Origin of the sequence: Nocardioides secundeburneus, from assembly GCF_039939255.1 — a bacterium.
In the GTDB taxonomy this organism is placed as follows: domain Bacteria; phylum Actinomycetota; class Actinomycetes; order Propionibacteriales; family Nocardioidaceae; genus Nocardioides.
In genome coordinates, this window is record NZ_JBDUUE010000004.1 from 290,967 (window position 1) to 308,495 (window position 17,529).

At 74.7% G+C, this 17,529-nt stretch carries 17 protein-coding genes; 2 read left to right on the plus strand and 15 right to left on the minus strand.

Going from position 1 to position 17,529, the window contains the following annotated elements; all coding sequences use genetic code 11:
• Positions 1-9: 9 nt before the first annotated feature.
• Entirely contained in the window at positions 10-1,602 is a 1,593-nt protein-coding gene (locus tag ABFT23_RS12340) for a DUF6892 domain-containing protein (RefSeq protein WP_347895561.1), read from the plus strand.
• A 119-nt stretch (positions 1,603-1,721) separates the two neighbouring features.
• On the opposite strand, the gene ABFT23_RS12345 is transcribed toward ABFT23_RS12340, so the two are convergent.
• From ABFT23_RS12345 to ABFT23_RS12405, 13 genes are read right to left on the minus strand one after another with little or no spacing between them, the layout of a single operon-like run.
• Positions 1,722-2,213 carry a nucleoside deaminase gene (locus ABFT23_RS12345; RefSeq protein WP_347895563.1) on the minus strand — a complete coding sequence of 164 codons (492 nt, stop codon included), beginning with the start codon at positions 2,211-2,213 and terminating at the stop codon, positions 1,722-1,724.
• A complete protein-coding gene (locus ABFT23_RS12350) occupies positions 2,191-4,869 on the minus strand; it encodes a molybdopterin-dependent oxidoreductase (protein WP_347895565.1) in 2,679 nt (892 codons plus the stop codon). The genes ABFT23_RS12345 and ABFT23_RS12350 overlap by 23 nt, the downstream gene beginning before the upstream one ends.
• Positions 4,866-5,627, minus strand: a complete 762-nt coding sequence (locus tag ABFT23_RS12355) for an FAD binding domain-containing protein (RefSeq protein WP_347895567.1) — start codon at positions 5,625-5,627, stop codon at positions 4,866-4,868. The genes ABFT23_RS12350 and ABFT23_RS12355 overlap by 4 nt, the downstream gene beginning before the upstream one ends.
• Positions 5,627-6,442: a MurR/RpiR family transcriptional regulator gene (locus ABFT23_RS12360; RefSeq protein ID WP_347895568.1), complete on the minus strand. Its 816-nt coding sequence runs from the start codon at positions 6,440-6,442 to the stop codon at positions 5,627-5,629. The genes ABFT23_RS12355 and ABFT23_RS12360 overlap by 1 nt, the downstream gene beginning before the upstream one ends.
• Before the next feature lie 7 nt (positions 6,443-6,449).
• Positions 6,450-7,673, minus strand: coding sequence for an allantoate amidohydrolase (locus ABFT23_RS12365; protein WP_347895570.1), 1,224 nt, complete (start codon positions 7,671-7,673; stop codon positions 6,450-6,452).
• 7 nt (positions 7,674-7,680) lie between these two features.
• Positions 7,681-8,898: a pyridoxal-phosphate-dependent aminotransferase family protein gene (locus ABFT23_RS12370; protein ID WP_347895571.1), complete on the minus strand. Its 1,218-nt coding sequence runs from the start codon at positions 8,896-8,898 to the stop codon at positions 7,681-7,683.
• Positions 8,899-8,934: 36 nt separating this feature from the next.
• The gene (allB, locus tag ABFT23_RS12375) at positions 8,935-10,278 is read right to left on the minus strand and encodes an allantoinase AllB (protein WP_347895573.1); all 1,344 of its coding nucleotides are present in this window, start codon (positions 10,276-10,278) and stop codon (positions 8,935-8,937) included.
• Positions 10,278-11,180, minus strand: a complete 903-nt coding sequence (gene pucL / locus ABFT23_RS12380) for a factor-independent urate hydroxylase (protein ID WP_347895575.1) — start codon at positions 11,178-11,180, stop codon at positions 10,278-10,280. The genes allB and pucL overlap by 1 nt, the downstream gene beginning before the upstream one ends.
• 4 nt (positions 11,181-11,184) lie before the next feature.
• Complete coding sequence (gene uraH / locus ABFT23_RS12385) at positions 11,185-11,505, minus strand: hydroxyisourate hydrolase (RefSeq protein WP_347895577.1); 321 nt, start codon at positions 11,503-11,505, stop codon at positions 11,185-11,187.
• Positions 11,502-12,032 carry a 2-oxo-4-hydroxy-4-carboxy-5-ureidoimidazoline decarboxylase gene (uraD, locus tag ABFT23_RS12390; RefSeq protein ID WP_347895579.1) on the minus strand — a complete coding sequence of 177 codons (531 nt, stop codon included), beginning with the start codon at positions 12,030-12,032 and terminating at the stop codon, positions 11,502-11,504. The genes uraH and uraD overlap by 4 nt, the downstream gene beginning before the upstream one ends.
• Positions 12,032-13,513, minus strand: coding sequence for an AtzH-like domain-containing protein (locus tag ABFT23_RS12395; protein ID WP_347895581.1), 1,482 nt, complete (start codon positions 13,511-13,513; stop codon positions 12,032-12,034). The genes uraD and ABFT23_RS12395 overlap by 1 nt, the downstream gene beginning before the upstream one ends.
• On the minus strand, positions 13,510-14,589 hold the full coding sequence (locus ABFT23_RS12400) for an acetamidase/formamidase family protein (RefSeq protein WP_347895583.1): 1,080 nt from the start codon (positions 14,587-14,589) through the stop codon (positions 13,510-13,512). Before ABFT23_RS12400 ends, ABFT23_RS12395 begins: the two co-directional genes overlap by 4 nt.
• A gap of 45 nt (positions 14,590-14,634) precedes the next feature.
• On the minus strand, positions 14,635-15,519 hold the full coding sequence (locus ABFT23_RS12405) for a LysR family transcriptional regulator (RefSeq protein ID WP_347895585.1): 885 nt from the start codon (positions 15,517-15,519) through the stop codon (positions 14,635-14,637).
• A 68-nt stretch (positions 15,520-15,587) separates the two neighbouring features.
• On the opposite strand from ABFT23_RS12405, the gene ABFT23_RS12410 reads away from it, so the two are divergent.
• The gene (locus ABFT23_RS12410; RefSeq protein WP_347895586.1) at positions 15,588-16,082 is read left to right on the plus strand and encodes a GNAT family N-acetyltransferase; all 495 of its coding nucleotides are present in this window, start codon (positions 15,588-15,590) and stop codon (positions 16,080-16,082) included.
• Positions 16,083-16,132: 50 nt separating this feature from the next.
• Here ABFT23_RS12410 and ABFT23_RS12415 read toward each other — a convergent pair whose 3' ends face one another.
• Positions 16,133-16,483 (minus strand): DUF1304 domain-containing protein, encoded by a 351-nt coding sequence (locus ABFT23_RS12415; protein ID WP_347895588.1) that lies wholly within the window; start codon positions 16,481-16,483, stop codon positions 16,133-16,135.
• Entirely contained in the window at positions 16,480-17,433 is a 954-nt protein-coding gene (locus ABFT23_RS12420) for a DMT family transporter (RefSeq protein ID WP_347895590.1), read from the minus strand. Before ABFT23_RS12420 ends, ABFT23_RS12415 begins: the two co-directional genes overlap by 4 nt.
• Positions 17,434-17,529 lie beyond the last annotated feature (96 nt).

Consider the following 17,529-nt stretch of genomic DNA (forward strand, 5'->3'; position numbering starts at 1 on the left):
GTTCGCGGCATGGCCGCCACCGACGACCGGACCGAGCTCGACGCCCTCGCCCTGCAGCGCATCGGACAGGTGGGGGAGCGCCTGGCCGAGACCTTCGCCTCCCTCGGCTTCGCCTGGGACGGCGATCGCCGGCTGGTCCGCGCGGAGGCCCCGGCGGCGATGGTGTGGCTGCGCTCCCCGCTCGCGCAGAACACCCCCGACGAGATCACGCTGATCGTCGACCTCGCTGCCTACGACGGCCCGTTCCCCGACGGCCCGTTCGCCGACACCTCGGCGACCGTGGCGGCCCGGGTCCCCCTCCACTTCGACGTCACCACCGACGCCGACCTCGAGGCCACGCTCGCCGAGGTCATGTCGTGGACGGCGCACGTGCTGGTGCCCGTGCTCGTCGCGTTCGGCGAGCCCGAGGAGTCGGCGTCCGACTGGATCGCCCGCGGCTACTGGGACCCCGAGGCCGGCCTGCCGCACGCGATCGACCTCCCGCACCTGCACCGGGTCCTCGGGCCCGAGCACGCGCTGGCGGCGCTGACCACGGTGCTCGACGCACTGTCGCCCGAGGCCCGCGCGGTCGCCCTGGAGTCGGCGGCCGGCCTGCGCGACCTCCCCCTGCGCGAGGGCGACCCGGGCTGGGTGCCCGGACTCGACCGCGAGCTGGCGCTCCACCTCGCGGCTGCGCGATCGCTCGGGCTCGACGTCCCGGGCGTGGCCGAGCTCGACGACGTCGACAGCGCCGACGGACCGCCGGTCGAGATCACCGCCGACGGCATCACCATCGACGGGCGCCTGCTGACCTTCCCCGTCGTGCTCGCCGAGGTCGCCGAGATCTTCGGTGAGCCCGCCGTCCGGCCGGCCAGCGCCCGCCTGCGGGCGGCGTGGTGGTGGCGCGAGGCCGGCATCACGGCCGCCACCAAGGACGACGTGCACGCCGAGTCGTTCACGATCGACATGGACAAGCTCGGCCACCGCGTGCGCATCGACGGGCGCGGCTACCGGCGGCTGTTCGCGCCGCACGGCTCGACCTACGAGTCGTCGCCGGTCGCTCTCGGCAAGGCGACCGTGATGGCCGCCCGCACCGACCCCGGTTCCGACCAGCACGTGCAGCGCATCATCGTCGACCACCCGACGCCCCGCCGGAAGCGCGCCCCGGCGAAGAAGGCCGCCCCGAAGCCGGCCGCGGCCGTCGACGCCGTCGAGTTCGCCGACCTCAACCTCAAGCTCGCCGTCGTGCAGGTGCTCATGTACGAGCGCCGCGTGATCGAGCCGGTCTTCGACATCGACGAGTTCGTCGCCTCGTACGACGAGCGCGAGATCGACCTCGCCGAGGAGGGCTACGACCCGATCCCCGAGGCGCTGGCGTACTTCGCCGACCTCCCCGTCGCGCGGGGGCTGCTCGAGCAGGTCGACGCGATCCACATGGACGGCGGCAACGACATCTACCTGCAGGTCGCACCGCACTGGGGTGGCGACGACGACGCCTTCGACGTCCGGTCGTGGGACGACGTCGACCTGCTGCCGAACCTGCGCACCGTCGAGCTGTTCGGCGGCGACGAGGCGACGCTGGAGGCGCTGCGCCGTCGCGGCATCGACGCCCGGCTGCACTAGACGGCGTCGCGGCGGACCGGCCGGCTTCTCAGGGACTTCGTGCGCTTCTCAGGGGTTGCAGCGCCTGGGAACGACGGGGTCACCCGGTGCACCGGGTGTTCCCCGCCCCGGTCCCGGACTCAGTAGTGCGTGCGGGCCGCGGTGGCGAGCCACTTGTCGAACGGCGCCGCCGCGGCGGTCGCGCCGGCCGGCACCGCGACGGTGACCGGCATAGGCCAGGTGTCGCGGTCCTCGCCGAACAGGTCGTAGAACGCGAGGTCGTCGAAGCCGCCGCGGGCGGCGTCGTGGCGGTCGGCGGCGTAGACGACCCGGTCGAGACGGGCCCACAGCGACGAGGCCAGGCACAGCGGGCACGGCTCGCAGGAGGCGTAGAGCGTGCAGCCGTCGAGGGCGAAGGTGTCGAGGGCCCGGCAGGCGGCGCGGATCGCGACGACCTCAGCGTGCGCGGTCGGGTCGAGGTCACGGGTGACCCGGTTCTGGCCGACCGCGACGGCCCCGCCGTCGCGGACGACGACGGCCCCGAACGGTCCGCCGCCCGCGTCGACGTTGGCGATCGCGAGGTCGAGGGCCTGGTCGAGCCAGGCGAGGTCAGGGTTGGTCGGCGTCATCATGAGGTGTCTCCTGGGCGGTGGTGCGGCACAGCCGCCAGAGCCGGTCGCGGCTCATCGGCAGCTCGTAGGGGCGCGCACCCACGGCGTCGTGGATCGCGTTGGCGAGGGCGGGGGCGACGGGGTTGTAGGGCGCCTCGCTCATGGACTTGGCGCCGAACGGGCCGAGCTCGTCGTAGGTGTCGGCGTACAGCACGCGGGTGCGGGGGACGTCGCCGATCTGCGGGACCCGGTAGTCGCGGAGGGTGCGGGTGGTGACGACGCCGTCGGCGATCGTCATCTCCTCCCACAGAGCGCTGCCGAGGCCCTGGGCGACCCCGCCCTCGACCTGTCCGCGCAGCTGCTCGGGGTTGATGACGACGCCGGCGTCGACGGCCTGCACCGAGTCGAGCACGAGCACCTCGCCCGTGGCGGGGTGGACGGCGACCCGGAACCCGTGCACGTTGAACGCCGCCGACCGCTTCGAGCCGTCGGCGCTGCCGGTCGCCGTCACCGGCTCGTCGAGGCGTCCGCCGAGCAGCGCGACGCGGTCGGCGACCTCGAGGGCGGCCTGCAGCACCGCCGCGCCCGCGACGACCGAGCCGGTGGACCCGTAGGCGCCGGTGTCGTGCCCGACGAGGTCGGTGTCGGACTGCTCGACGCGCACCCGGTCGGGGTCGATGCCGAGCGTCGCGGCGACGACCTGGGTGTGCACGGTTGTGGTGCCGTTGCCGAACTCGGCCGTGCCGACCCGGACGACGGCGTCGCCGTCGGGGTGGAGCGTGACGGCGACGTCGGCGTGGTGGCCGCGCGGCGGGATGGTGGCGATCATGCTGGCCGCGAGACCCTCGCCGACCAGCCAGCCCTCGGGCACGGCCGGCTGGTCGGCGGGCGGCGCGGCGAGGGCGGCCTCGACCAGGTCGAGGCACTGGTCGAGGCCGTAGCCGCCCAGCACGAGGTCGGTGCCGGGCGGGCCGTTGACGACGAGGTCGTCGCCGGGGCGGACCACGTTGCGTCGCCGGATCTCGGCCGGGGCGAGGCCGAGCTCGCGGGCCAGGTCGTCGAGGGCCGACTCGACGGCGAAGATCACCTGCCCGAGGCCGTAGCCCCGGAACGCCCCCGATGGCAGGTTGTTGGTGTAGACGGCCTCGGCGTCGAGGCGCTTGTTGGGGCAGCGGTAGAGCACGATCGACTCGTGGCAGCCGTGGAACATCACGCCCGGTGCGTGATTGCCGTAGGCGCCGGTGTCGGTGACGACGTCGATCGCCATCGCGGTCAGCACGCCGTCGGCGTCGGCGCCGAGCTCGACCGAGACCCGCATGGGGTGACGGCACGGCACGATCGTGAACTGCTCCTCGCGGGTCAGCTCGAGCTGCACGCCCTGGCCGGGCCGCAGGTCGCCGCGCTCGTGCAGGCGCAGGACGGCGAGCCCGACGACGTCCTCGACGAGCAGCTCCTGCTTGCCGCCGAAGCCGCCGCCGACGCGCGCGGTCACGACCCGCACCTGCTCGCGGGCGAGGCCGAGCACGCGCGCCAGCTCGTCGCGCACGAGGAACGGCACCTGCGTGCTGGTGCGGACGACGAGCCGGCCGTCGTCGTCGATCCAGCCGCGGGCGCCGTGGGTCTCGAGCGAGGCGTGCGTGACCCGCGCCGTGCGCCAGGTGCCGCGCACCGTGGCCGCGGCCGCGGCCAGTCCGCGGGCGACGTCGCCGACCTCGCCGTGCGACTGTGCGGCCACGTTGCGCCCCGGCTCGGAGATGCGCGAGGTCTCGGGCGACTTGTCGCCGTGCAGCAACGGGGCACCGGGACGCCGTGCCTCGTCGGGGTCGAGGACGGCGGGCAGCGGCTCGTAGTCGACGTGGACCAGCGACCGGGCGCGCTCGGCCACGACCCGGGAGTCGGCCACGATCGCTGCGACACGTTGTCCGACGAATCGAACGACGTCGTCGAACAGCCGTGTGTCGTCGGGGTCGTCGAGCCGGTTCTCGTGGCGCCCGGTCGAGTAGAGGACGTCGGGTGCGTCGAGGTGGGTGAGCACCAGCCGGACGCCGGGCAACGCCTCGGCGGCGGTGGTGTCGACGGCCGTGATGCGGGCGTGGGCGTGCGGGCTGCCGAGCAGCGCGACGTGCAACGTCGGCCGGTCGGGGTCGGGCGGGAGGTCGAGCGTGTAGGCCTCGCGGCCGGTCACGACGCGTCGTCCGGCGGGGGCGCCGAGGGAGGCTCCGAACGGCTTGTCGGTCGCGTCGTCGAGGTTGACCTCGCCGGACAGCGCGTCCCGGATCGACCGGTAGCCGGTGCAGCGGCACAGGTTGCCCTTGAAGGCGCGGTCGACGTCGACCTCCTTCTCGGCCACGGCGGTGGCCGTGACGACGTAGCCGGCCGTGCAGAACCCGCACTGGAACCCACCGGCGCGCACGAAGCACTCCTGCACCGGCGAGAGCCGCTCGGGCGTGCCCAGCCCGGCGGCCGTCGTCACCGTGGCGCCGACGGCGCGCGCGGCCGGCACCAGGCACGAGTGCACCGCCCGGCCGTCGAGCAGCACCGAGCAGGCGCCGCAGTCGCCGGCGTCGCAGCCCTTCTTGGGTGCGGTGTGGCCGTGCTCGCGCAGCCAGGTGCGCAGGCACTGGCCCGGCTCCGGTTCGGCGTCGAGCGGGACGCCGTCGACCGTCGTGCCGCTCATGCCAGCTCCGCCAGCACTTGGCCGACGAGCAACCGCGTCACGGCCGCGCGCCAGTCGGCGGCGCCGTGGGCGTCGGCGTACCAGTCGAGGCCGGCGAGGTCGGAGACCGAGCTCACGACGTAGGGACGCGGCGTCGAGGCGGTGACGGTGACGACCGGTCCGGCGTCGGTGGAGCGTCCGACGACGAGCGCCGACGACCGGCCCAGCCGGTGCAGTGCCAGGCGCCGGAACGCCAGGCGGGAGGCCAGCGCGGTCGACGCGACCTCGAAGGCGCGCACCACCTCGCCGGGCGCCAGCGTGGTCGACCGGACGCCGGTGACGAACGACGCGACCGACTGACGGCGCTCGCCGCCGTCCGGCGTCCACACGACGACGTCGGCGTCGAGCGCGACCATCAGCGCGGTCATCGCACCGGCCGGCAGCGCCAGGCACACGTTGCCGCCGACCGTGGCGACCTGCTGCACCTTGAACGACATCAGCAGCGCGTCGGCGCACTCGCGCACGACGTCGCGCACGTGCTCGGGCCACGGCGCCTCGACCACCTGCTCGATGGTGCAGGTGGCGGCGATGCGCAGGCCGCCGTCGACCGCCTCCCAGGGGGCCCAGTCGAGCGTCGTCAGGTCGACGAGGCCGGACGTCGCTGGCTGCGGGTCGGACATCAACCACGTGCCGCCGCCCAGCCAGGCCTCGCCCGGGGCGAGCGCGAGGTCGTCGCGCGAGCGCGCCGAGCGGAACGAGGTGACGGTGCTCAGGTCCATCACTCGACCTCGCCGAGGCGGGCGTAGGTGGCCGAGATGGCCGCGGCGCGGCGCCGGGCGGGCGCGCCGAGGTGCGAGAGCACGCCGTCGGCCAGCACGCCGACGAGGCTCATCGCGCCGGCGTAGGAGTCGAAGGCCAGCCGGGTCTCGACCGGGCACTCGAGCCACAGGTCGGCGTGGTGGGCGTGCATCGACGCCGTGCGGTCGGCGACGAGCAGCACCGTCGCCCCGGTGTCGTGGACGGCGGCCAGCAGCGCCCCGAAGCCGGCCGGCCGGCGCCGGAAGCCGAGCACGACGGCGACGTCGCCGGCGGTGAGGTCGGCGATCTCCTCGCCGAGCACCTGGCCCGGCGCGGGCGCGAGCCGGACGTCGCCCCGGGCGTGCGCGAGCTGCTGGCGCAGGTGCAGCGCGACGGGGTAGCCGCTGCGCCAGCCCAGCACGGTGACGCGGGCGGCGTCGGCGACGAGGGCGACCGCGTCGTCGAGGCGGGGCTGGGCGAGCGCCCGCCGGACGAGCTCGCCCTCGGCCTCGGCGTGCGCGCCGAGGTCGGGCGGACCGTCGAGACGGCGCGGCTCGCCGGCCTCGCGCAGTGCCCGGAGGTGGGCTCGGACCTCGTCGAAGTCGGCGTAGCCGAGGCTGCGGAACAGCCGGCTCATCGTCGCCTTCGACACCCCGGCCAGGTCGGCCAGCTCGGCCGCGCGGTAGGTGGCGAGGTCGTCGAGGTGGTCGACGAGGGTGGCCGCTGCGCGTCGCTCCTGCGGCGACAGGGCGTCCTGGCGCTCGGCGATGCGCTGCTCGATGCGTAGCTCGCTCACGGGTGCCTCACGCCTCGGCCCGCGCGACGGCGAGCACGGTCTGCTCGAACGCGTCGAGGCCGACGGCGACGTCGTCCTCGAGCACGTTCTCGTCGGGATGGTGGCTGATGCCGTCGTGGCAGCGCAGGAACAGCATGCCGATGTCGGTGACCTCGGCCATCGCCATGGCGTCGTGGCCGGCCGGACTCCACAGGCCGGACGGCGCGTCGTGGCCGGTGGCCCGGATGCCGGCGACGACGGCGTCCTGGAGCCACGGGGCGCAGCAGGCCGAGGCGGCGACGTGGGTCTCGACGACCTCGGCCCGCAGCCGGCGGCCCTCGCAGATCGAGGTCAGCTCGGCGTGGATGGTCTCCCACATGGCGTCGCGCTCGGCGTCGGTCTCGGCGCGCAGGTCGAGGCTGAGGTCGACGCGGCCGGGGATGACGTTGACGGCGCCCGGCTGCACCTCGAGCCGGCCGACGGTGGCCAGGCAGCGCGACTCGCGGGCCAGGCGCTCGATCGCGACCACCACCTCGCCGGCCCCGACGAGCGCGTCGCGACGACGCGGGTACGGCGTCCCGCCCGCGTGGCGGGCCTCGCCGAGCACCGCGATGCGGAAGCGGCGTGCGCCGGCGATCGAGGTGACGAACCCCAGCGCCTCGTCGGCCGCCTCGAGCCGGGGTCCCTGCTCGATGTGCGCCTCGAGGTAGCCGACCAGCTCGTCGGGACGACGCACCGCCTCGCCCACCCGGCGCGGGTCGAGGCCGAACTCCTCGAAGGCGGTGAGCAGCGTCGTCCCGGAACGGTCGCGCAGCGCCCACCAGTCCTCGTCCCACAGCCCGGCGACGGCCTGGCTGCCCAGGAGCGCCTTGCCGAAGCGGGTGCCCTCCTCGTCGCTGAACCCGACGACCTCGAGCGCGAACGGCAGCGCGACGTGGCGTAGCCGCTCGGCGACGGCGATGGCCATGACGACGCCGAGCATGCCGTCGAAGCTGCCGGCGTCGGGCACGGTGTCGAGGTGGGAGCCGAGCACGAGGGCGGGCAGGCCCGCCGTGGCTCCCTCACGGCGGCCCCACTGGTTGCCGGCGGCGTCCTGCCAGGTGGTGAGCCCGGCCTGCTGCATCCACATCGCCGTGCGGTCGTTGGCGAAGCGGTGCTCGGGCGAGAGGTGCACGCGGGTCAGCACCCGCGGGTCGGAGGAGTAGCGGTCGAGGTGGGCGCAGCGCTCGAGCACCTGGGTGGCGGTCGTCATGCGGTCCTCACGAGGCGTAGACCTCCTGGGCGGCGCCGACGCCGCCGCCGGCCGTGACCGACGCCCCGGAGGCACGCAGCACCTGCTCCAGCGCGGCGAGGGTGACGAGCACGGCGTCCTTGCGGGCGTTGTGGCCCATGGTCCCGATGCGCCACACGCGGCCGTGGAGCGGGCCGAACGACGTCCCGATCTCGATGCCGAAGTCGTCGAGCAGGCCGGCACGGGCGCGGTCGCCGTCGACGCCGTCGGGGATCTCGACCGCGACGACGTTGTGCATCTTGTGCGCGACGTCGCCGAAGACCGCGAGGCCCAGCCCCCGGACGCCGGCGAGCATCGCGCGGCCGTGCCGCTCGTGCCGGGCGACGGCGGCGTCGAGGCCCTCCTCGACGAGCAGGCGGGCGCACTCGCGGGCGCCGTAGAGCATCGTGGTGGCCTCGGTGTGGTGGTTCAGCCGGCGGGGTCCCCAGTAGGCCATGACCTGAGCGAGGTCGAGGTAGTTGGAGCGGATGCGCCCGCCGGGGCCGGTCTCGTCGTCGTCGTCCCTGATGCCGGTCTCGACGTGCAGGCGCCGGTCGATCACCTCGACGGCGCGCGGACCGATGGTGATCGGGGCGCTGCCGCTCGGCCCGCCCAGGCACTTCTGCAGGCCCGCGGTGCTGAGGTCGAGGCCCCAGGCGTCGTGCTCGAACGCGTTCCCGCCGAGCGAGGCGGTGGCGTCGCAGTAGAGCAGCACGTCGTGACGGCGGCAGATCTCGCCGAGGTCGGCCAGGGGCTGGCACATCGTCGTCGACGTGTCGCCCTGGACGACGGCCAGCACCTTCGGCCGCGTCGCGCGGACGGCGTCCTCGACCACCTCGGGTGCGAACACCTCGCCCCACGGCACCTCGATCGTGTGCACCTCGGCGCCGCAGCGCTGGGCGATCTCGACCAGCAGGTGCCCGAACCGACCGAACACCGGGACGAGCACGCGGTCGCCCGGTTCGACCAGCGAGACCAGCGCGGCCTCGATCGCCGCGCGCGAGGTGCCGTCGACGACGAAGGTCTGCTCGTTGTCCGTGCGGAAGACCTCGCGGTAGAGGCCCATGGTCTCGGTCATCGTGGCCGTCATCCACGGGTCGTACTGCCCGACGAGCTGCGCCGACATGGCCCGCAGCACGCGCGGGTCGGCGTTGACCGGACCCGGGCCCATGAGCAGGCGGGGTGGGGGGTCGATCGGTCCGGTCACGACGCCAGCCTATGAAACCGTCGTTTCACCGGTGTTTCACGCGCGGGGCGCTCTGGTGATGGAGCGGTCGAGCACCCGGCCCCACGTCGGGTCCGGCGCGTCGACGTCGACCAGCCGCCCGCGGACGACGGTGTGGGTCACGCGGCCGTCGAGGTGCAGGCCGTCGTAGGCCGAGATCGGATTCTTGTGCGCCAGCTCGGCGACGCGGACGTCGAGGGGACGCGCGGTGTCGTAGACGACCAGGTCGGCGTCGGCGCCGGCCACGATGCGGCCCTTGTGGGCGAGGCCGACGAGGTCGGCCGTCGAGGTCGCCATCCAGCGGGCGACGTCGGCGAGGTCGAGGCCGCGGCGCAGCGCCTCGTGGGCGACGGCGGTGAAGCCGACCTGCAGCCCGGCGATGCCGCCCCACGCCAGCTGGAGGTCGCCGTCGCCCCTCGTCTTCTCCGCCGCAGTGGCGGGGGAGTGGTCGGTGACGACGACGTCGACGATCCCCTCCTGCAGGGCCTGCCACAGGGCGTCGCGGTTGCCGGCGTCGCGGACGGGCGGGCAGCACTTGAATCGCGCGGCGGCGTCGGGGATCGCCTCGGCGGCGAACGTCAGGTAGTGCGGGCAGGTCTCGACCGTGAGCCGGACGCCGTCGGCCCGCGCGTCGGCGATCAGGTCGAGCGCCCGCGCGCTCGACAGGTGCAGCACGTGCGCCCGCGCGCCGGTCTCGCGCGCGACCCGCACCACCCGCGCGATCGCGTCGACCTCGGCGGCGTCGGGGCGTGAGAGCAGGAAGTCGGCGTAGGCGCGGCTGGACGGCGCGGGCGAGGCGTCGAGGACGGCGGGGTCCTCGGCGTGCACGATCATCAGCGCGTCGAGCCGGGCGACCTCGGTCATCGCGGCCGCGAAGCCGTCGGCGTCGAGCGGCGGGAACTCGTCGACGCCCGACGGCGACAGGAAGCACTTGAACCCGAAGACCCCGTGCTCCCACAGGGGTTCGAGGTCGGCGAGGTTGCCGGGCACGGCGCCGCCCCACAGGCCGACGTCGACGGCGAGCTGCCCCGTCGTCGCGGCCCGCTTGGCCTCGAGGCCGGCCACGGTCGTCGTCGGCGGGATCGAGTTGAGGGGCATGTCGACGATCGTCGTGACGCCGCCGAGCGCGGCGGCCCGGGTGGCGGTGGCGAAGCCCTCCCAGTGCGTGCGGCCGGGCTCGTTGACGTGCACGTGGGTGTCGACGACCCCGGGCAGCACGACGGCGGTGTCGGGGGCGTGGAGGCCGTCGGCGTCGGGGTCGTAGGCCGAGACCGAGGCGATGCGCCCGCCGTCGACGACGACGGTCGCCGGCCGGAGGACGCCGTCGACGAGGACGTTCCTGCCGGAGACCGAGGCGACCATCAGCAGAAGCCCGGGATCGCGGCCCACGCGCCCGGGGCGGCGGGCTCGCCCTCGCGCTCGACGGCGGCCTGGATGAGCCCGTAGGGCCGGTCGGCGGCGAGGAAGACCTCGCCGGGGTTGTCGAGCTCGAACGGCGACAGGTCGACGAGGAAGTGGTGCTTGTTGGGGCACGACAGCCTGATCTCGGCGATCTGCGGGAACGCCTCGAGCACCGCCTTGCCGCACGCGAAGATCGTCTGTTGCAGCGCGAGCGAGTGCGTGCCGGCGAAGGTCGAGAGCAGCAGGGCCTGGACGGCGTCGAACGTGGCGTTGAAGTCGATTCCGTCGATCGTGCTGTAGCGCCAACGCGCGGTGACCGAGGTGGCGAGGATGCGGTCGGTCGTCTCGGCGAGCGTCGTGTAGCGGTCGCGCGGGAAGCCGTGGAACTCCGAGCCGGTCGACTTGAGCACCGTGAGGTCGGTGAGTCCCGCGAGCACCCAGGTCTCGTCGCCGTCGAGCTGGACGACGGTGGTGCGCGTGGCGGCACCCGCACGCACGAAGGCGTGGTCGTGGGGCCGGCCGTCGACCTCGATGCGCTGCCAGGTGAAGGCCTCGGACTCGAAGCAGGCCCCGGTGACCCAGTCGAACCCGTCGACGAAGTGTCGCGCCAACCGCAGCAGGAAGGCCTCGGGCGAGCCGATGCCGTCGCGGGCGAACGCGTACACGGTGTTCTTCTGGGTGTCGGTGGCGACCACCTGGCTGTTGTCGCCATCGACGTGGCACGCCGCGAAGTTGCCGCGCAGCTGCGTGGTGACGTTGAGGTCCTCGATCTCGTGCACGTCGCTGTCGCGCGTGACCCGCACGAGCCGGCACTCGGCCTTGCCGTACTGGTTGGCGCCCAGCACGATGTCGCCGTCAGCCATGGGCTCAGCTCCCTCGGTAGGTGGTGTAGGAGAACGGGCTCAGCAGCAGCGCCACGTGGTAGTGCGGCTGGTCGGCGGTCACGGTGAACGCGACCGCCACGTGCGGGAAGAACGTGTCGCGCTCCTGGGCGGCGAACCACCGGCCGGTGCCGAAGCCGACCGTGTAGTCGCCGGGCTCGACGACGGTCGCGAGGCGGACGCGCCCGTCGGCGTCGGTGGTCGCCGTCTCGAGCCGGTCGCTGTCGGCGTCGAGCAGGACGACGTCGAGACCGGCGGCCGGGCGGCCCAGGGCGGCGTCGAGCACGTGGGTGCTGAGGGTGGTCATGCCTCATCCTCGCCGGTGCGGTCGGTCGTGCCGTCGGTGACGGCGGAGGTCAGCCGCAGCAGCGCGATCTCGGCCAGCTGCTCGCGGGTGACGGCGCGCTCGGTGGCGTCGTCATGGGTGAGCCGCTCCTCGAGCATCGCCACCATCTCGGACGCCGTCCGGCCGGCCGCCCGCACGAGGTAGACCCGGCCGAACCGCTCCTCGTAGCGCCGGTTGCCGTCGGCGAGGCGGGCCCGGACGTCGGCGTCGGCGGGGTCGACGCCGGCCTGCTCGCGGGCGCTGTGCGCGGCGCTGGCGCCCGAGCCGGCGTGCCGCTCGCCGATGCGCGGGTGGTCGGCGAGGGCGGCCTCGACCTCGGCGCCGGACCACGACGCCGCGCCGAGGGTCGCCGCCGCGACGAGGGTGGCCCGGTCGGGATAGGGGCGTGCATCGACCAGCGCCTCGACCCAGGAGGGGATCGCCGCCCAGACCGCGACGACGGCGACGGCCTCGTCGCGGGGGAGGGCGTTGAAGGCGGCGACGTCCATCAGGCGCCGTCCGAGACGAGGGAGAGCAGGTCGCGGTCGCGCCCGGGGGCCGCGAGCAGGCAGGCGCCGGTGGGCAGTCGGTCGTCGGTCGTGAGGGGCACGCTGAGCGCGGGCAGTCCGCCGAGCCCGGCGAGGCAGGTGAGCAGCTGGGTCGCCTCACGGACGACACCGAGGTCGGAGCCGAGCGCCGGCGCGACCGACGACGCCGACGGCAGCACCACGACGCGGTCGCCGACCCGCTCGCGCACGACCTCGCCGGCGACGGCGCAGAGGGCGCGGGCCTCCTCGGCCTCGGCCTCGCCGACCCGGGACGCCGTCTCGAACCGGCCGCGGACGTCGGGCCCGAGCACGTCGAGCCGGCCGTCGAGCCAGTCGCCGTGTGCGCGCCACGCCTCCCAGGCCTGCCAGGTGGCGAAGGCCGCGCGCCACGACGCGAGGTCGGTGAGGTCCCACGACTCCGGTGTCGCTCCCATCGTCTCCGCGTGCCGGGTGACCGCGGCGGCGACGTCGGGCCGGGCCAGCGCCACGAGCTCGGGGACGACCACGACCGCCGGCACCGGTCGGGGCTCGGCGTCCGGCAGGAGCACGTCGCCGACGCGGGCGAGCAGCTCGGGGGTGTGCGTGAGCCACCCGACGGCGTCGAAGCTCGGGGCGAGCGGCACGAGGCCGTCGCGGCTGATCGCGCCGTGGGTCGTGCGCAGCCCCCACAGGCCCTGGTACGCCGCGGGCACCCGCACCGAGCCGCCCGTGTCGGTGCCGAGGCCGATGCCGGCGTGACCCAGCGCGACCGCCGTCGCCGAGCCGGACGACGACCCGCCCGGGATGCGAGCGGGTGCGGCCGGGTTGGGTGGGGTGCCGTGGTGGGCGTTGGTGCCGGCCAGCGAGTAGGCGAGCTCGTCGGTGCGGGCGATGCCGCGCAGCGAGGCGCCGGCGTCGAGCAGGGCCTGCACGACGGGGGCGTGCGCGATCTCGACGCGCGCCTCGGCGAGCCACGTGGGGTTGCCGGCGCCGACGCGGTGGCCGGCGACGGCGTAGAGGTCCTTGACGGCGACGGTCTCGCCGGCCAGCGGCCCGTCGTCGACCGTCGTCGGCACGAGCGGGTCGCCGACCACCCGCCAGACCCGCGGGTCGAGCGCCGGCGCCGGGACGGCGACGTGCGCCACGACGACCTGCCAGACGCCGTCCGTGCGTCGCCAGAGCTGGGTCTGCTGCCCGCGACCGCCCCCCGCCGGCGCGGTGATGGCGACGACCAGCGCGTGGTCGTCGTCGACGGGCGTGACGTGCACCTCGAGGACGGTGCGCGGCGGCGCTCCGCCGCGGCTGCGACGGAAGGCGGCGATCGCGTCGTGGCCGACGACCAGCCCGTCGGCGTCGCCGCGCAGGGTCGCGGGGCCGGGGGCGAAGAGTGCGTCCATCGCCTCGAGGTCGTCGGCCATGAGCGCGCGCTCGTAGGCCCAGAAGGCCTCCAGCAGGTCGGTCATGGGCGGAGCTCGAAGTCGCTCTTGCGGATGCGTGCGTGGACGCCCTTGACGACGTCGACGACCTGGCTGATGTCGAGGTCGGTCGCGGCGGAGAGGTAGGCGTAGGCGAGGTGGCGCTGCATGCCGTAGCGCGCCTCGAGCAGGGCGAGCGCGGCGCGGACGCAGTTCTGGACGGCGACGTCGAGGTCGGCGTCGAGGCCGGTCGGGACGAGGTGGTCGGCGGTCTCGGCGAGAGGGCCGGCGAGCTCGCCGAACTGCCGGACGGCGTCCTCGTGGGCGATGACGTCGAAGCGCACGGTGGCGCGCAGGGAGGCCTCCATGGCGGTGAGGGCGACCTCGCCGTCGCCCTGGGCGAAGTGGGGGTCGCCGACGTAGGCCAGGGCGTCGTCGACCTGGACCGGGAGGTAGAGGGTGGCGCCGGTGGTGAGGAGGTTGATGTCGAGGTTGCCGCCGTGGGGTCCCGGTGGCACCGAGTGCGGCCGCTGGTCGCCGGGCACGGCGAGGCCCATGATGCCGAGGAACGGCGCGAGCGGGAACGACACGGCGGGCGGGCCGCCGTCGACGAGCGGGAGGACGCCGTGGGTGCCGTCGTCGGTGACGGCGGCGAAGACCGAGACGGTGTCGGGCCCGGCGGGCAGCTCGCCGGGCAGGGCGCCGCGGCCGTGCCGGTTCGACACGACGCCGTAGGGCACACGCGGCAGCGTCTCGAGCACGGTGATCGCGAGCAGGTCGCCCGGGCGCGCGCCGCTGACCGCGATCGGTCGGGAGACCACGTGCGGCCCGTCGTGGGCGGGGTCGTGGACGGTCGACGACGCCGCGAGCGCGACGGCGTCGTCGAGGACGTCGGTCGCGCCGTGGGCCTCGAAGAACCGGCGGGGGTCGCGGCCCTGGTCCTCGAGCAGGCCCTCGTGGCTGATGGTGTCGACGGTGACCTCGGTGCCCGGCTCGACGGTGAGCACCGGCGCGTCGGTGGCGCACGGCAGCCGGCCCCACAGCACCGCGTCGACGTCGGCGGGCAGGTAGGCGTCGGCCCGGACCGGTCCCCGACCGGGTTGAAGCACGGGGAGCGCGGGCACGCGCCGACCCTACGGAACCCGCGTTTCAGGCGTGTTCCGGGCGAGTCACCCGCCGGCGGTGACGTTGTGGAGGATGGCCCGGTCGTCGCCGGCGCGCCGCGCCCAGACCAGCTCGCTGCGGTGCCGGCTGCCCTCCAGCGCGAGCGCGACCACGCCGTCGGGCGCCACCAGCAGCGCACTCGCCGGCGCGACCGTGACGCCGACGCCGGCCCGCACGAGGTGCAGCAGCGTCGCCCACGACGAGCCGACCTGCACGACGCGCGGCAGGACGCCGTCCTCGACGACGGGGGCGAGGTTGCGCTCGGTGGCCAGCGCGCCGGCGTCGGGCGGGAAGAAGACGAACGGGTCGCCCCCGAGCTCGCGGGCCCGGATGCGGCGCCGTCGCGCGAGACGGTGCGACGCCGGCACGACGGCGACGTAGGGCTCGACGTGGAACGGGCTGCAGGTGAGGGCGTCGTCGGGGTCGGGGTCGCGCACGACGGCGATGTCGAGGGTGCCGCGGTGCAGCTGCGCGACCAGGTGGGAGGTGTAGCCCTCGGTCAGCTCGACCTGCACCCGCGGGTAGCGCTCGCGGAACGACTGCACGTGCTGCAGCGGGCCGAGCGGCAGCGCCGAGCTGACGAAGCCGACGTCGAGCCGGCCCTGCTCGCCCTTGCCGACCCGGACGGTCTCGTCGAGGTCGCGGGCGAGCTGGGCGAGGACGGCGTGCGCGCGGTCGAGCAGCACCCGCCCGGCCGGCGTGAGCGCGACGCTGCGCGAGGTGCGGGTCAGCAGCTGCACGTCGAGGTCGCGCTCGAGGCGCCGTACCTGCTGCGACAGGGCCGGCTGCGCGATGCGGAGCCGCTCGGCCGCGCGTCCGAAGTGCAGCTCCTCGGCGACGGCGACGAACGACCGCAGCAGGCGGAGGTCGACCCGGTCGGCGAGATCCATGCATCCAGGTTATCGATCGTGCGGAACAGGTCTTGGACGCGACTCGGTCACATGGTCACACTGGAGTCGTGTCCAGTCCTACCCTCATGATCGACGACCTCCGTGACGACGCCGACGCCACTGCGTTCCGGCGCCTCAACGAGCAGTGGATCGAGCAGTTCTTCGCCCTCGAGCCCGAGGACGCCCGTCAGCTGCGGCACCCGGTCGAGCAGCTGGTCGAGCCCGGCGGCGCCGTCCTGGTGGCCCGGCTCGGCGCCGGCCCCGACGCGGAGGTCATCGGCTGCGTCGGCCTGGCCGCGACACCGCGTCCCGGCGTCGTCGAGCTGGTGAAGATGGCCGTCTCGCCCGACCACCAGGGTCACGGCACCGGCCGCGCCCTCGTGGCCGCCGCCGTGGCCCGGGCGCGCGAGCTCGGCGCCACGCGCATCGAGCTGGAGAGCAACGCCCGGCTCGTCGCGGCCGTGCACCTCTACGAGGAGCACGGCTTCCGGCACCTCGGCGCCGACGAGCACGAGCCCGGTCCCTACGCCCGCGCCGACGTCGCGATGGCGCTCGACCTCTGAGCCCGGCGCTGGTCGAGGTACGAGGAGCCCTGGCGACGAGCCTCGAGACCTCAGGCCAGCAGCACGGCCGCCCCGGCGGCGACGGCCGGCACGGTCTGCACGAACAGGATCCGCGGCGAGACCGTCACGGCCCCGTAGGCGCCGGCCACGGCGACACAGCCGAGGAAGAACAACCGGACGTCGGTCTCGCCCGAGACGAGTCCCCAGACCAGGCCGGCGACCAGGAAGCCGTTGTAGAGGCCCTGGTTGGCCGCCATCGCCTTCGAGGCCTCGGCGAACTCCGCGTCGAGGCCGAAGGCACGGCGGCCGATCGGCTGGGTCCACAAGAACATCTCCAGGACCAGGATGTAGAGGTGGAGGGCGGCGACCAGGCCGACCAGGACGCCCGCGACGATGCTCACCGGGGGAGCGTAGTGGCCACCGTCCGCGGTCGGGCCCTGCGCCGCGCCACCGCGACCCCGACCAGCGCCAGCGCCCCGCCCACGTAGGCCAGGCCCGGCGGCACCTCGTCGAGGAACACCAGGCTCAGCACGATGGTGATCACCGGCACGACGTAGGTCGTCACGCCGAGGCTCGAGGCGCTCATGTGCTTGAGCGCGTAGGCGTAGGTGCTGAACGCGATGGCCGTCGGGAAGACGCCGAGGTAGACCAGCCAGGCCACCGACGACGTCGGCGCGTCGCCGACCTCGTCGACGAGTCCGCCGGCGTAGGGCAGGCACGCGACCGCGCCGATCGTGCAGGCCAGCCAGGTGATCATGACGGCGGGCAGCCTCGCCACGAGCGGCTTCTGCAGCACCAGGCTCACCGCGTAGACGACCGCGGCGAGCAGGCAGAGCCCGACCCCGACCAGGTCGCGGTCGCCGTCCGGTGACCCGGAGAGGCCGATGAGCGCGACGCCGCCGAAGGCCAGCGTGAGCCCGAGGGCGAGCTGCGGCGTGAAGCGCTCGTCGAGGAACACCGCGGCCAGGACGGCGATCAGCACCGGCGAGACCTGGATGAGCATCGCGGCCGTGCCGGCGTCGACCCGCTGCTCGCCCTCGTTGAGGGCCACGTTGTAGACGCCGAACCACAAGATGCCGATCGTGGCGATCGAGACCCACTGGCGCCCGGTCGGGCGCGGGAGCGGCGCCCCTCGGCGCATCAGCACGGTGACCACGCCGAGGGCCACCGCGCCGACCAGCAGTCGGCCGAGCGAGAGCGGTCCGGCGGAGAAGTCACCGCCGAGGTGGCGGATCGCGACGAACGCCGAGGCCCACAGCACCAGCGTCGTGCTCACCGCCGCGAGCGGCAGCCAGGCGGGCGGGGCGGCGGCGGGTGCGGCGGGCGTGGCCGGTTCGTGCGTCTGCGTCACGACCCAAGGCTACGGACGCCGATGACGTCGTGCCCAGCGGAATTCGGTCGTCGCACCATGCATTGCTGCCAACCGGGCTGCTGCGACGCCGTCGAC